The sequence below is a fragment of the Streptomyces sp. TP-A0874 genome (assembly GCF_001748085.1).
In the GTDB taxonomy this organism is placed as follows: Bacteria; Actinomycetota; Actinomycetes; order Streptomycetales; family Streptomycetaceae; genus Streptomyces.
Map to the genome: position 1 here is coordinate 485667 of NZ_BBZK01000003.1, position 14579 is coordinate 500245.

Annotated in this window: 13 protein-coding genes; 2 read left to right on the top strand and 11 right to left on the bottom strand. The window is 71.0% G+C overall.

Features of this window, described 5'->3' with window-relative positions; genetic code table 11:
• The 7 genes from mmsB to BGP73_RS01970 all read right to left on the bottom strand — a co-directional run bounded on the left by mmsB (nt 1) and on the right by BGP73_RS01970 (nt 8645).
• Nucleotides 1-1209: a multiple monosaccharide ABC transporter permease gene (gene mmsB / locus BGP73_RS01940; protein WP_069811575.1), complete on the bottom strand. Its 1209-nt coding sequence runs from the start codon at nt 1207-1209 to the stop codon at nt 1-3.
• Nucleotides 1206-2804 (bottom strand): multiple monosaccharide ABC transporter ATP-binding protein, encoded by a 1599-nt coding sequence (gene mmsA, locus BGP73_RS01945; protein WP_069811577.1) that lies wholly within the window; start codon nt 2802-2804, stop codon nt 1206-1208. The genes mmsB and mmsA overlap by 4 nt, the downstream gene beginning before the upstream one ends.
• 12 nt (nt 2805-2816) lie before the next feature.
• Nucleotides 2817-3947 (bottom strand): multiple monosaccharide ABC transporter substrate-binding protein, encoded by a 1131-nt coding sequence (gene chvE, locus BGP73_RS01950; RefSeq protein ID WP_069811579.1) that lies wholly within the window; start codon nt 3945-3947, stop codon nt 2817-2819.
• 31 nt (nt 3948-3978) lie between these two features.
• Entirely contained in the window at nt 3979-4983 is a 1005-nt protein-coding gene (locus BGP73_RS01955; protein WP_069811581.1) for a hypothetical protein, read from the bottom strand.
• A gap of 209 nt (nt 4984-5192) precedes the next feature.
• Nucleotides 5193-6209 carry a zinc-dependent alcohol dehydrogenase gene (locus BGP73_RS01960; protein WP_069811582.1) on the bottom strand — a complete coding sequence of 339 codons (1017 nt, stop codon included), beginning with the start codon at nt 6207-6209 and terminating at the stop codon, nt 5193-5195.
• Complete coding sequence (locus BGP73_RS01965; protein WP_069812059.1) at nt 6206-7354, bottom strand: mandelate racemase/muconate lactonizing enzyme family protein; 1149 nt, start codon at nt 7352-7354, stop codon at nt 6206-6208. Before BGP73_RS01965 ends, BGP73_RS01960 begins: the two co-directional genes overlap by 4 nt.
• Nucleotides 7355-7604: 250 nt before the next feature.
• Entirely contained in the window at nt 7605-8645 is a 1041-nt protein-coding gene (locus BGP73_RS01970; protein WP_069811584.1) for an SGNH/GDSL hydrolase family protein, read from the bottom strand.
• A 606-nt stretch (nt 8646-9251) separates the two neighbouring features.
• Between BGP73_RS01970 and BGP73_RS01975 the strand changes: the two genes are divergently transcribed.
• Both BGP73_RS01975 and BGP73_RS01980 read left to right on the top strand, forming a co-directional pair.
• Nucleotides 9252-9746, top strand: coding sequence for a DUF3145 domain-containing protein (locus tag BGP73_RS01975; RefSeq protein ID WP_069811586.1), 495 nt, complete (start codon nt 9252-9254; stop codon nt 9744-9746).
• A 9-nt stretch (nt 9747-9755) separates the two neighbouring features.
• Nucleotides 9756-10637, top strand: coding sequence for an NAD(P)-dependent oxidoreductase (locus tag BGP73_RS01980; protein ID WP_069811587.1), 882 nt, complete (start codon nt 9756-9758; stop codon nt 10635-10637).
• 173 nt (nt 10638-10810) lie between these two features.
• On the opposite strand, the gene BGP73_RS01985 is transcribed toward BGP73_RS01980, so the two are convergent.
• The 4 genes from BGP73_RS01985 to BGP73_RS02000 form a co-directional block, all read right to left on the bottom strand.
• A complete protein-coding gene (locus BGP73_RS01985; RefSeq protein ID WP_069811589.1) occupies nt 10811-12097 on the bottom strand; it encodes a beta-ketoacyl-[acyl-carrier-protein] synthase family protein in 1287 nt (428 codons plus the stop codon).
• A gap of 68 nt (nt 12098-12165) precedes the next feature.
• A complete protein-coding gene (locus tag BGP73_RS01990) occupies nt 12166-12414 on the bottom strand; it encodes an acyl carrier protein (RefSeq protein ID WP_069811591.1) in 249 nt (82 codons plus the stop codon).
• Nucleotides 12415-12512: 98 nt separating this feature from the next.
• Nucleotides 12513-13526: a ketoacyl-ACP synthase III gene (locus BGP73_RS01995; protein ID WP_069811593.1), complete on the bottom strand. Its 1014-nt coding sequence runs from the start codon at nt 13524-13526 to the stop codon at nt 12513-12515.
• Between the two features lie 9 nt (nt 13527-13535).
• The gene (locus BGP73_RS02000) at nt 13536-14513 is read right to left on the bottom strand and encodes an ACP S-malonyltransferase (RefSeq protein WP_069811594.1); all 978 of its coding nucleotides are present in this window, start codon (nt 14511-14513) and stop codon (nt 13536-13538) included.
• Nucleotides 14514-14579: the final 66 nt, after the last annotated feature.

A 14579-nucleotide genomic window follows, 5' to 3' on the forward strand; every position in this document is an offset into this window, starting at 1 on the left:
TCAGGCGCCGACCCGGCGCTTGTTCCAGACGTCGAAGCCGACCGCCGCCAGCAACACCAGCCCCTTGATGACCTGTTGGTAGTCGGTCCCGATACCGACCAGCGACATGCCGTTGTTGAGCACCCCGAGAACCAGACCACCGATGAGCGCGCCCAGCACCGTGCCGACCCCGCCACTGGCCGACGCGCCGCCGATGAAGGCCGCGGCGATCGCCTCCAGCTCGAAGTTGAGGCCGGCGTTCGGGGTGGCGGCGGTGAGCCGGGCCGCGTACACCACGCCCGCCAGGGCGGCCAGCACCCCCATGTTGACGAAGACCAGGAAGGTGACGCGCTTGTCCTTGACGCCGGAGAGCTTCGCCGCGTCCCGGTTGCCGCCGAGCGCGTACACATGACGGCCGATGACCGCGTTGCGCATCACGAACCCCAGGGCCACCAGCAGGCCGCAGAGGATGAGCAGGACGATCGGGGCCCCGTGGTAGCTGGCCAGGGTGAGGGTGAGCGCCACCACGGCCGCGACCATCGCCAGGCACTTGGCGAGGAAGAGACCGAACGGCAGCACCTCCAACTCGTAGCGCGCCTGCCGCTTGCGGCCCCGCCACTCCTGCCAGAGCACCAGCACGATCACGCTGAGCCCGATGAGCAGAGTCGGGTTGTGGTAGTCGGTGTAGGGGCCGATCTCGGGGATGAAACCGTTGCCGATGGCCTGGAAGCCGTCCGGGAACGGCCGCAGGGTCTGGCCCTCCAGCAGGATCTGGGTGCCGCCGCGGAAGAGGAGCATCCCGGCGAGGGTGACGATGAAGGAGGGGATGCCGACGTAGGCGATCCAGAAGCCCTGCCAGGCCCCGGCCGCCGCCCCGATCAGCAGGGAGAGGGTGAGCCCCAGTGGCCAGGACATACCGTGCTCGATCATCATCACGCCCGCGGCCGCGCCGACGAAGGCGGCCAGCGAGCCCACGGACAGATCGATATGGCCCGCGACGATCACGATCATCATCCCGATCGCCATGATCAGGATGTAGCTGTTCTGCTGGATGAGGTTGGTGACGTTCTGCGGCTTCAACAGGATGCCGTCGGTCCATATCTGGAACAGCACGGCGATCACTATGAGCGCCAGCAGCATCCCGTACTGGCGCATGTTGCGGCGTATGCCGTGCAGCAGCAGGCCGGTGAGGGCCTTCGTCGGGTGCTGCCGGCCGGTGAGCGGGCTCATCGGGAACTCCTGTCCATGGTCATCAGCCGCATCAGGCTCTCCTGGGTCGCTTCCGCAGCGGACACCTCGCCCGTCAGCCGGCCCGCGGCCATCGCGTAGATCCGGTCGCACAGGCCGAGCAGCTCCGGCAGTTCGGAGGAGATGAGGAGCACGGCCTTGCCGGCGGCGGCGAGTTCGGCGATGACCGTGTAGATCTCGTACTTCGCCCCGACGTCGATGCCGCGCGTCGGCTCGTCGAGGATGAGCACCTCCGGACCTGCGAAGATCCACTTGCTGAGGACGACCTTCTGCTGGTTGCCACCGCTGAGCCGGCCGGTCCGCTCGAAGACGCTCGGCGTCTTGATGTTCATGGTCCGCCGGAACCGCTCGGCGACCCGGGTCTCCTCGTGCTCGTCGACGACGCCGTGGCCGGCCACCTTCGGCAGCGCCGCCAGTGAGACGTTGCGGCTCACCAGCGCGCCGAGGTCCAGCCCGTAGCGCTTGCGGTCCTCGGTGACGTAGGCGAGGCCGTGGCCGACCGCCTCGGAGACGGTGCGGGTGGATACCTCACGGCCGTGCAGCAGCACCCGGCCACCCGAGTAGCGCCCGTAGGAACGGCCGAAGACGCTCATCGCCAGCTCGGTGCGGCCGGCGCCGATGAGCCCCGCGAGGCCGACGATCTCTCCCGGGCGGACCTCCAGGGAAACCCCGTCGACGACCTTGCGGCGCTGGTCGATGGGGTGTCGCACGCTCCAGTCGGAGATCGCGAAGGCGGTCTCGGAGGAGTCGGCTCCGCCGTAGGGGGTGCGGGGCGGGAAGCGGTGGTCGAGGTCGCGGCCGACCATGGCGCGGATGATCCGGTCCTCCGAGACCGAGGGATCCGAATCGGCGCGCTGCCGGACGGTGAGGGTCTCGATCGCCCGGCCGTCACGGAGCACGGTCACCCGGTCGGCGACCTTCCGGATCTCGTTCAGCTTGTGCGAGATGAGGATGGAGGAGATGCCCTGCCGCTTGAACTCCAGGATGAGTTCGAGGAGTTTCGCGCTGTCCTCGTCGTTCAGGGCGGCGGTCGGCTCGTCCAGGATGAGCAGCTCGACCTCCTTGGCGAGCGCCTTCGCGATCTCCACCAACTGCTGTTTGCCGACCCCGAGATCGGCCACCCTGGTCTGCGGCGGGTCGCTGAGCCCGACCCGGCCCAACAGTTCGGCCGCGTGGCCCAGGGTGTCGTTCCACCTGATGATCCCTCGGGTGGCGTGCTCGTTGCCGAGGAAGATGTTCTCCGCGACGGAGAGGTAGGGGACGAGCGCCAGCTCCTGGTGGATGATGACGATGCCCCGCCGCTCGCTGTCCCGGATGTTCCTGAACGCGCACGGCCGACCGCGGAAGAACATCTCCCCCTGGTAGCTGCCGTGCGGGTGGACGCCGCTGACCACCTTCATCAGCGTCGACTTGCCGGCGCCGTTCTCCCCGCAGACCGCGTGCACCTCGCCCTGCAGCACCGTCAGGTCCACTTCGCTGAGCGCCCGCACACTGGGGAAGCTCTTGGTGATCGCGCGCATCTCGAGCACCGGCTCGACCGCCGGCCCCGGACCTGCGCCGCCGTCCGTCTCGCTCATGGCCCCGCCTCCCTACCGGCTCAGCTGAGCGGATGTGTAGTAGCCGTCCTTCACCAGCAGGTCGGTGTTGGAGCGGTCGATGCTCACCGGCTGCAGCAGGTACGCGGGCACCACCTTCTTGTTGTTGTCGTAGGAGGTGGTGTCGTTGACCTCGGGCCTGCCGCCGGTCAGCAGGGCGTCGGCCATCTGCACGGTCGCTCCCGCGAGCTTCCGGGTGTCCTTGTAGACGGTCTGGGTCTGCTCGCCGGCGATGATGGACTTCACCGAGGCCAGTTCGGCGTCCTGACCGGTCACGACCGGGTAGGGCTGCTGCGCGGTGCCGTAGCCGACGCTCTTGAGCGCGGACAGCACACCGATGGATATGCCGTCGTAGGGGGAGAGGACGGCGTCCACCTTGGCCGAGGTGTACGACTTGCTCAGCAGGTCGTCCATGCGTTTCTGGGCGGCTCCGCCGCTCCAGCGGAGGGTGGTGATCTGGTTGAGCTGGGTCTGCCGGCTCCGGACCACCAGGCGGCCGCTGTCCAGGTAAGGCTTCAGCACGCTCATCGCGCCGTCGAAGAAGAAGCGGGTGTTGTTGTCGTCCGGTGACCCGGCGAACAGCTCGATGCTGAGCGGCTCCTTCCGGCCGTCGTCGTCCTTCTTCTTCGTCAGGCCCAGCTTGTCGACGATGTAGCGGCCCTGGATCTGTCCGACTTTGAAGTTGTCGAAGGTCGCGTAGTAGTCGACGTGCTCGCTGCCCATCAGCAGCCGGTCGTAGGCGATGACCGGGATGTCGGCGTCCGCGGCCCGGTCGAGCACGTTGGTGAGCGCACCGCTGTCGATCGCGGCGATCACGATCAGCCGGTGCCCTTTGGCGATCATGTTCTCGATCTGGGAGACCTGCTCGTCGACGTCGTCGTTGCCGAACTGCAGATCCGTTCGGTAGCCCTTGGCCTCGAACTGCTTGGCCATGTTCCTGCCGTCGGCTATCCACCGTTCGGAGGACTTGGTGGGCATCGCCAGTCCGATGGTGCCGCCGTGGGACCCCTCCGCGGCGCGCCGACTGTCCCGCCCGACACCGTTGGCGTTCTGCCCGCAAGCGGTCAGGGGCAACACCAGCAGTGCGGCGACCGCCACCGCGCCCAGGGTTCGCATCGGGTGCATGGTCAACCTTTCCCTCCTTCACATCGCAAGATCAGGGGTTCTGGGGGACCGGAAAGCGCCGCAGCGTCCCCGGAAGCCGGGAGCCGAGCGGCGACATACCGGCCTCCGCGCCGTGCCGGGCGAGCAGGTCGAGGACGAGCCGCCCCCGGCGCACCCGCTCCCGGGCCGATCGCAGCGCCACCTCGCGCAGCTGCTCGCCGTACGGGTAGAGGCCGGGCGCTCTGCTCAGCCCGAACTTGAGGTAGATCGGCGCACCGCGCCGGATCAGCTCGGCCGCGTCGTACATCCGCACATAGCCCCCGAGGTCGTCCGGGGCCTCGAGGTAGAAGTCCATCGGCGCCCGGCTGAGCCGGCGGATCTCGGTGAGGTGCTCCAGGGTCAGGTCGGAGGGGATGTTGATCGAGTCCGCGCCGAGCTGCTCCCAGAGCGTGTAGGAGACCGCGTTGACCGGTCCGACCAGCGCGGACACCTTGAAGGTGAGGTCGGGCGGCAGCCCGCCCCGCTCCCGCAGCCGGTGCAGCACCCACAGCACCCCTTCGTCCGCGACGAGAAGGCAGCGCACGCCGAGCTCCGCGGCCCGCAGCGCGTCCTCCACGCAGCCGGCCAGCGCGGCCTGCCCGCGCGCGCGGAGGCCCGCGCCACCCGAGGTGGTACGGGTGGCGGCTCCGATGTCCCAACTGCCGCGCGGGCCCGTGAACAGGCACAGCTCCACACCGTGCTCCGCGCAGCCCGCCACCATCTCGCTGACCTCCTGGTCGGTCAGCATCCACACTCCGCTGCCCTGACTGACCCGATGGACCGGGACGGACAGTCGGGCAGCCTCGTCGAGCACGGCCGCGAGCACCTCGGGCCCCTCCACGGACGGAACTTCGGTACGCCAACGGCCGCCGTCCGGGAACGTGTGCCGGGAGGCTTCGGCGGGGTCGTCCACCGGCACGGGGAGACCGAGCAGGGCGAGGCCGGCCGCGCCCGGACGCCGCTGTGGGGAGCGGTGGGTTCGGCGCTGTGGATCGGGGGGCTCGAAACGATCGGACACAGGACTCCTCCGGCCTGGACTGTGGGCTCTCGGGGGCTGGTCGAGCGAGCGTGTCGTACGGTTCGGTGTCTGGTCGGCGGCGGGACCCCGCCGGGGCACGGAGCAGGGAGAGTGGAGCCCGGCCGGGTCGACCCGTGGATCGGGTGCTGCGCGGCGCCCGGTTTCCGGATGCCCCACGGCGGGCCCGGCCGGGCCGACGCAGCCGGGGCTCAGGGAAGCAGCAGTACCTTTCCCACCTCCTCGTCGCCGCCGCCCACCAGGGCGACGGCCTCCGCGTACTGTTCCAACCGGAGTTCATGGGTGATCAGCGCTGCGGGGGAGAGCAGGCCCGAGGTGAACATCCGCACCGCGTGGGACCAGGCTCGGGAGGAAGCACCGAACACCCCGTGCACCGCGAGCTGGTTCACCGCCAGCAGCGCCGGATCGAGCCCCTCGGCGCCGGGGCCCGGGATGCCGGTGAGCACCAGCCTTCCGCCCCGGCGGGCCAGCCGGGCGGCAGCGGCGGCGCTGCCGCCCGCGCCGGCGGTCTCCACCACCAGGTCGTAGCCGCCCGCCGACTCCTCGGCGGCGGCCGGGCAGGTCTCCGTGGCCCCGAACCGCTCCGCCTGCCGGGCCCGCGCCAGCCGCGGGTCGACGACCAGCAGCGCCGCGGGGGAGGAGGCGGCGAGGAACTGCACGGCCAGCAGCCCCAGGGTGCCGGCGCCCACCACCGCGATCCGCTCCCCGGGCCGGGGCCGGGCCGCCAGCGTGGCAGCGGCGACGACGGCGGCCGGCTCCAGGAGGGCGGCGGCCCGCAGGTCGGCGTCCTCCCCGAGGAGGTGGAGCAGCCGGGCGGGCAGGGTGAGGGTGTCGGCGAAGGCGCCGGGCAGGGTGAAGCCGGTCTCGGCGTAGCCGCCCGTGCAGAGCGAGGTCGCCCCCGCCCGACAGCGCTCGCACTGCCCGCAGTTGTGGAAGCCCTCCCCGACGACCCGGCGGCCGACCAGCGACCGGCAGACGCCGTCCCCGACGGCCAGCACGGTGCCGGACCACTCGTGGCCGGGTACGAGCGGATAGCGGACGTAGGCCGACGGCCGCCTGCCCTCGAACACCTCGCGGTCGCTGCCGCAGACACCGGCCGCCGCGACCCGGACGAGCGCCTGGCCGGGCCCCGGTGCCCGCGGCTCGTAGGGGATCGTCCGATGCTCCCCCGGAGCCTCCAGGAGCACCGCTCGGCCCCGGCCCGTCACCGCTGCTCCCTCTTCTCCCAGCCCTCGGCCCACAGATCGAACCTGGCCCGGCGCTGCGGGAGTTCGGCCGCGGCGGCCACGTCCAACTCCACGCCGAGTCCCGGCCCCTGAGGCAGCTCGAAATAGCCGTCGACCACCTCCGGAGCACCTCGCACCAGCTGCTTCACCTCGGCGTCGGCGAAGTCGTTGAAGTGCTCAAGCACCTTGAAGTTGGGGGTGCAACCGGCCACTTGGAGCGATGCGGCGGTGAGTACGGCCCCGCCCACGTTGTGTGGTGCGACCAGGACGTAGTGCGTCTCGGCGGTGGCCGCCAGCTTCCGGGTCTCGCCGATGCCCCCGAGATGGCCGACGTCCGGCTGGATGATGTCGGCCGCCTGCGACTCGAAGAGTTCACGGAACTCGATCCGGTCGTGGATCCGTTCGCCGGTGGCGATCGGCAGCCGGGTCCGCTCGGCGACCTTGGCGAGCGCCCTGAGGTTCTCCGGCGGTACCGGCTCCTCCAGCCAGGACGGCCGGAACGGCTCCAGCTCCGCGGCGAGCCGGACCGCCGTAGCGGGGTTGAAGCGGCCGTGCATCTCGACCATCAACTCGGCATCCGGACCGATGGCGTCCCGTACCGCCTCGACGAGCGAGAGCGAACGCAGCGTCTCCTCCCGGTCCAGCTCGAAGCGCCCGGTGCCGAACGGGTCGAGCTTGAGCGCCCGGTAGCCGCGCTCGACCACCCGGCGGGCCGCGGCGTGGAACGCCTCCGGAGTCCGCTCGACGGTGTACCAGCCGTTCGCGTAGGCCTTCACGCGCTCCGTCACCCGGCCGCCCAGCAACTGCCACACCGGCACGCCGAGCGCCTTGCCCTTGATGTCCCAGCAGGCCGTCTCCACACAGGCGATGCCGGACATCACGATCTCGCCGGCGCGCCCGTAGTCGCCGTACTTCATCCGCCGCACCAGGTCCTCGACCGCGAACGGGTCGGAGCCGGCGATGTGGTTGGCCTCCGCCTCCCGGAGGTAGCCGAGCAGGGCGTCGGTGCGGCCCAGCATCCGGGTCTCGCCGACCCCGGAGAGCCCTTCGTCGGTGTGGACCCGCACATACGTCAGGTTGCGCCAGGGGGTGCCCACCACATGGGTGCTGATTCCGGTGATGCGCACAGCGGCCATCCCTTGCGTTCGACATTTCGGCAACCGTTCGAAACGCTGCCGCGAACGTAGTGACCGGCCGCGAGAGGTGTCAATGAGGCGGTGGAAGCCGGGAGTCGGCCATCCCAGCCCCGCTGGCCCGGCGTAGGACGGCGGACGGCCCGGAGGGGACGCGGGCCGGGCCGGCCCGTGACCGCTGCCGACTTCCCGCGGGGGCGGCCGACAGGACGGGAACGGCGGCGCCAGGTTGACCAGGAGGAGCTCAGGAGGGGGCGGTGATCCGCTGGTAGGCGATCTCCGCCAGTCGGTGCTGACCGTCCTTGTTCGGGTGGAACCAGTCCCAGGTGCTGAGCTGCCTGCCGGTGAAGCGGTAGGCGTGGACGGCGCCGTCGTCGTACCGGCACAGCCGGTCCTCCGCGCAGACGGACTCCAGCACCTCGTTGTACGCCACCACCCGGTCGGACACCTCCTGCCGCCGCTCGGCGGACGCGCGATCCGTGGCGTCCGGATCCTTGAGGATCGACTGGCAGATGCCGAGCTGCCAGATCTGCTTGCCGACGGGGTCGGCTCGCCCCTCGGACCAGAGCCGCTTGAGGTCGGGCACGCTGGCGACGTACACCTCCGTGCCCGGCAGCGACTTCCGCAGCGACTTCAGGGCCGAGGAGAAGGAGGCGCGGAAGTCGTCGACCGAGGTCATCCTGGAGGTGCTCTTCTGACAGGCGTCGTTGGAGCCCATCGTCACCGTCACCAACTGCGGCCGGTGCGGGACCACCTTCTCCAGTTGGTCGGGGAGCTCCTTCATCAGGGCGCCCGAGCGCGCGTAGTTCCAGCTCCTCCCCTCGGGGGAGGTGAGCAGCCGCTGGGCCAGCGACCGGACGTTCTTGTCCGTACCGGTCGACCAGGAGACCTCCGGGCAGTCGACGAGCACATCGCAGGCGTCGAATCCGCGGGTGATCGAGTCCCCCACGGCGGCGATCGACTCCGGCTCTGGGTCCCACTCCGTCGGCGGAGAGGTGAAGTGCTCGGGGGCCGGTTCCCTCGGGGCGGGGTTCTGCGGCTCGGGATCCTCGGTGGGCGGTTCGGTCGTCGGCGCCTCGGAGGGCTCGTGGCGGGGTTTCTCCGCCGGCGCCTGCTGCGCTCCGTGCTCGTCGGAGCTGCCCCCGGAGCCGCAGCCGGTGAGCACGGTGACCGCGGTGACCAGGGCCAGGGCGGCGGTGCGGCGCCTGCGACCGCCCCGGGCCGGAGCGGCGTCGGAACCGGTGCGTGGGGAGACCGTCCGCGAGCGCTCCAGGTTCCGCCGCATCGCCCTTCTCCCTCCGGTTGGCCCGGCCGCCGCCTTCCCGGCCGGAACGTGCTCTGTGCTCGCCGACTTCCTCGCGGCGTGGTTCATGTGGGTTCTGTGGTATTCCGGCGTCCATTGTCGCCGCTGGTCCGTCTGTCCTGCCTGGCCCGCCTGATCCGACTGGTCCGGCATGCCCTGCTTCATTTGTTTTTGACGAGTGGAACCGCCCTGGAGTTCCCCTGTACGGAGGTCCCGGGACGCCCCGGAGAGTGAAGCTTCCGTGATATCCACTCCGGAGCGACGCCAGGCCGCCCGGGGAGCGGCGGAGCGCGGTAGTTTCTCCTTCGTGGCATTCGGATCGCCGCGCCGCGAGGGCGGCGGCCCGGAGGCCGGTCGACCCGGACCCGGTCCACAGGATTCCGACCGGGTGCCGGTTCACCGCATCACGCTCCATACTGCCCGTCCATCGAAGAACTCCCGATACCAGCCCGGTCCGGATCTCCTGGATCTGGTGGGAAAGTCTTTTCTGGGGCAGAATGTCGGGTGCTGTGATGCTGTCCTGGGCACGACCGGTACGGGCACGAGGCCGCTGGGGAAGGTGACCCTCGTTCCACATCTGGAGGTCCGGTGACGACATGTGGAGTTCTGTACGTGCACTCCGCACCGCGTGCGCTGTGCCCGCACGTCGAATGGGCTGTGGCCGGGGTCCTCGGCGCACGCGTCAACCTGGACTGGATCAGACAACCCGCCTCTCCCGGCACTTGGCGCACCGAGCTCTCCTGGCGCGGTGAACCGGGCATGGCCTCCAAGATGGCGTCAGCGCTGCGGGGCTGGCACCTGCTGCGCTTCGAAGTGACCGCCGAGCCCTCCCCGACCTCCGAGGGCGAGCGCTACAGCTCTACCCCCGACCTGGGGATCTTCCACGCCGTCACCGGAATCCACGGGGACATCCTGATCCCGGAAGACCGCCTGCGCGCGGCCCTCGCCCGCTCCCGGCGGGGGGAGAGCGAGCTGGAGAGCGAGCTGGCCAAACTCCTCGGCAAGCCCTGGGACGACGAGCTGGAGCCGTTCCGCCACGCCGGAGAGGGCGCTCCGGTCCGCTGGCTTCACCAAGTCGTCTAGCGTCCCAACATGACGCAGAACAACACCTCGGTAGCAGTCCTCGGCACCGGCATCATGGGGGCGGCCATGGCCCGCAACCTGTGCCGGGCCGGGATGGACGTCCGCGTGTGGAACCGGACCCTCGCCAGAGCCGAACCGCTGGCGGCCGACGGCGCCCGGGTCGCCGACGCCCCCGCCACGGCGGTGGAGGACGCCGACGTCGTGCTGACCATGCTCTTCGACGGTCCGGTCACCCTGGAGACGATGCGCGCCGCCGCCCCCGCACTGCGGCCCGGCGCGGCATGGCTCCAGTCGAGCACCGCCGGGCTGCAGGCGGTGCGCCAACTCGCCGGCTTCGCGGCCGAACGGGGCCTCGCCTTCTTCGACGCCCCGGTCCTCGGTACCCGGCAGCCCGCGGAGAGCGGTGAGCTGATCGTCCTCGCCGCCGGACCGCAGAGCGCCCGCCCCACCGTCGCCCCCGTCCTGGAGACCATCGGCAGCCGTACCGTCTGGACCTCGGACGACGGGGCGAGCGGCGCCGCCAGCCGGCTCAAACTCGTCTGCAACAGCTGGGTGCTGGCGTTGAACAACGCCACCGCCGAGGCGCTCGCGCTGGCCGAGGGGCTGGGCGTGGAGCAGCGGGCCTTCCTCGACGCGGTCGCGGACGGACCGCTGGACTGCGGCTACCTCCGAGCCAAGGCGGCGACCATCCGAGGCGGCGAGTACTCCCCGGACTTCACCGTGCGCACGGCGGCCAAGGACGCCCGGTTGATCGTGGAGGCGGCCGAGGCCGCCGGGGTCTGGCTGGGTTTGGCCGAGGCCGGTGCCGAGCGCTTCCGGCGGGCCACCGAGCGGGGCCACGGCGGACAGGACATGGCCGCCTCCTATTTCGCCAGCTTCGGCGGGAGCTGACCTCCGTCGCCCGGCCGGCGGCCCGTACAGCCCCCGTCCACCCGGTGACACCGGCACCCCGGCGCGTGCGCGCGGTAGCCGCCCGGCCCCGGCTCGGCGGAGCACGAAGACGGCTCGGCCCGGCCCCCCCCCAGACGGAGGGCCGGGCCGAGCCGGTGTCAGCGGCGGGGGCGTCAGCGGGTGGCGAAGGCCAGCACCACGTTGTGGCCGCCGAAGCCGAAGGAGTTGTTCACCGCCACCGCGGCCCCCTCCGGCAGCTCTCGCGCGGTACCGCGCACCACGTCGGCGTCGGCCTCCGGGTCGAGGTTGTCCACGTTGATCGTCGGAGGGGCGAGCCGGTGGTGCAGCGCAAGCACCGTCGCCACGGTCTCCACCCCGCCCGCTCCGCCGAGCAGGTGGCCGGTCATCGACTTGGTCGCGGAGAGCGCCATGTGGTCGACGTCGTCGCCGAACACCGAGCGCAGCGCCTTGATCTCGCCGATGTCCCCCTGCGGGGTGGAGGTGGCGTGCGCGTTGATGTGCACGATCTCCGCCGGCTTGACGTCGGCCGTCGCCACCAGGTGCCGCAGCGCTTGGGCGATGCCGCGCCCGGTCGGCTCCGGCTGGGTGATGTGGTGGCTGTCCGAGGAGATCCCCTGCCCGAGGGCCTCGCAGTAGACCCGGGCACCCCGGCGGGCGGCGTGCTCGGCGGACTCCAGCACGATCACGCCGGCGCCCTCACCCAGGACGAAGCCGTTCCGGTCGACGTCGAACGGACGGGAGGCGCCCTGCGGGTCGTCGTTGTTCTTCGACATCGCCATCATGTTGCCGAACGCGGCGATGGGCAGCGGGTGGATGGCCGCCTCGGTGCCGCCGGCCACCACCACGTCGGCCCGACCGGAGCGGATCATCTCGATGGCGTAGCCGATGGCCTCGGCGCCGGAGGCGCAGGCGCTGACCGGGGTGTGGGCACCGGCCTGGGCGCCCACCTCCAGGCTGACGTTGGCCGACGGGCTGTTCGGCATGAGCATCGGCACGGTGTGCGGGGACACCTTGCGGACACCCTTCTCCTTCAGTACGTCGTACTGGTCGAGCAGGGTGGTGACACCGCCGATCCCCGAGGCGATCACGGTGCCCAGTCGCCCGGGGTCGATCTCGGGCGCGGCGTCCGAGGCATCCTCGGCCACCGTGCCGGCCGGGCCGGTGTAACCCGCGTCCGCCCAGGCCTCGCGCGCGGCGATCAGCGCGAACTGCGCCGAGCGGTCCAGCTTGCGGGCCAGCGGGCGGGGCAGGACCTCGGAGGGGTCGACGGCCGCTGAGGCCGCGATCCGTACCGGGAGCTCCGCGAAGCGCTCCCCCTCCAGGAGGCTCACCCCGGAACGCCCCTCTATCAGTCCCTTCCAGGTCGAAGCGCTGTCGCCACCCAGCGGTGTGGTCGCGCCGATACCGGTGACGACCACGGTGCGATTGGTCGAGTCCACAGGAATTCTGTCTCCACGTATCAGAGGTGCTGGAGCCGCCACCGGTTGGGTGGCGACGAACGCTTCGCTCAGGCCTGGTGCTTGAGGATGTAGTTGGCGGCGTCGCCGACGGTCTTGAGGTTCTTGACGTCGTCGTCCGGGATCTTCACGTCGAAGCGCTCCTCGGCGGCGACGACGACCTCGACCATGGACAGCGAGTCGACGTCAAGGTCGTCGGTGAAGGACTTCTCCAACTGGACGTCCTCGGCGGGGATACCGGCGATCTCGTTCACGATCTCGGCGAGACCCGCGACGATCTCTTCCTGGGTGGCGGCCATCGTGGCGCTCCTTCGTGTGTTTCGGTGGTGCTCTGTCGGGTGTAGCAGTTGTGCTGTGCCGGCCGCGCGGCGCCCTGCGGGAGCTGCGCGGATCCTGCCTACGGGAGGTTAACGACCGTGGCGGCGTAGGCGAGGCCCGCCCCGAACCCGATGAGCAGCGCGGTGTCGCCGCTCTTCGCCTGTCCGGTCGCCAACAGCCGCTCCATCGCGAGCGGAATCGACGCGGCGGAGGTGTTGCCGGTGGTCTCCACGTCGCGGGCGACGGTCACCTGCTCCGGCAGCTTGAGGGTCTTCACCATCGAGTCGATGATCCGCATGTTGGCCTGGTGCGGGATGAAGACGTCCAGGTCTTCCGGGGAGACGCCGGCCTCGTCGAGAGCCCGCTGGGCGACCTTGGCCATCTCGAACACCGCCCAGCGGAAGACCGTCTGGCCCTCCTGGGTGATGGCCGGGTAGCGGATGTCGCTCACATCGGTGCGGTCGCGGTAGGCGTCCCACGGAACCGTCTGCTTGATGGTCTCGGACTTGTCGCCCTCCGAGCCCCAGACAGTGGGGCCGATCCCGGGCTCCGCCGCCGGGCCCACCACGACGGCGCCCGCGCCGTCGCCGAACAGGAAGGCGGTGGCGCGGTCCTCGAGATCGGTGAGGTCGGACAGCCGCTCCACCCCGATGACCAGCACGTACTCCGCGCTACCGGCGACGACCAGGCCCTTGGCGAGAGTGAGGCCGTAGGTGAATCCGGCGCAGCCCGCGGAGATGTCGAAGGCGGCCGGCCTGCCGGCGCCGATCCGGTGGCCGATCTCGGTGGCGACCGCCGGGGTCTGCTTGAAGTGCGAGACCGTCGAGACGATCACGCCGCCGATCTGCTCCGCACTGATCCCGGCGTCCGCGATCGCCTTGCCGGCGGCGTCGAGCGCCATCTCGGCCACGGTCTCGTCCGGCCCCGCCCAGTGCCGGGTGGTGATGCCGGAACGGGAGCGGATCCACTCGTCGGAGGAGTCGATGTGCTTGAGGATCTCCTCGTTCGGCACCACCCGGCTGGGGCGGTAGCCGCCGACGCCGACGATGCGCGCGTGCGGCGCACCCTGGCTGGGCCTGATCTTCGCGGTCATGCTCCGCTCCTATTCGGCTGTGGAGCCGTCGACGGGCTCGGTGACCGGGGACTGCCCGGTGCCGTGTTCGGCGATGAGCTCGCGGGCGGCGTCGATGTCGTCGGGCGTCTTGACCGCCAACCTCTTCACACCCGGCATACCGCGCCGCGCCAGCCCCGTCAGCGTGCCGGCCGGGCAGACCTCGATCATGGCGGTGACGCCGAGCTGTTGGAACGTCTCCGAGCAGAGGTCCCACCGGACCGGGCTGGAGACCTGGTCGACGAGGCGCCGGACGATCTCCGCGCCGTCGGCCACGGGCTGGCCGTCCTTGTTCGACACATAACGGGTGTGTGGGTCGCTCACCTTGAGACCCGGCACCAGCTCCGCCAGCTTCGAGACAGCCGGAGCCATGTGGTGGGTGTGGAAGGCGCCTGCCACCTTCAGCGGCATCACCTTGGTCTTCTCCGGCCGGTCCTCGGCGAGCGCGGCCAACTGCTCCATGGTGCCCGCGGCCACGATCTGGCCCGACCCGTTCATGTTCGCCGGGGTCAGCCCCAGCTTCTCCAGATGGGCGACGACCTCCTCGGGGTCACCGCCGAGGACGGCGGACATGCCCGTCTCGGTCACCGCGGCGGCCTCGGCCATCGCCAGCCCGCGGCGGCGCACCACCGTGAGCGCGGTCTCCTCCGAGAGCACTCCGGTCAGCGCGGTGGCCGTCAGCTCACCGACGCTGTGGCCGGCGGCGGCACCGACCAGCCGCGGAATGTCCGAGTCCGGCTCGTCGAAGAGAGCACCGGCGGAGATCAGGCCGGCGGCCACCAGCAGCGGCTGCGCGACGGCGGTGTCGCGGATCGCCTCGGCGTCGGCCTCGGTCCCGTAGTGGACCAGGTCGAGGTCGATGGCGGCCGACCAGCGGGCCAGCAGTTCCGGGACGCCGGGCAGGTCGAGCCAGGGGCTGAGGAAGCCAGGCGTCTGAGCGCCTTGGCCGGGAGCGACGAGTACGAGCACTCTCACACTCTCTCTTGGGGACGGCGGTTGCCGCCGGTGGGGACAGGGACCAAGAACAGTCTGGGG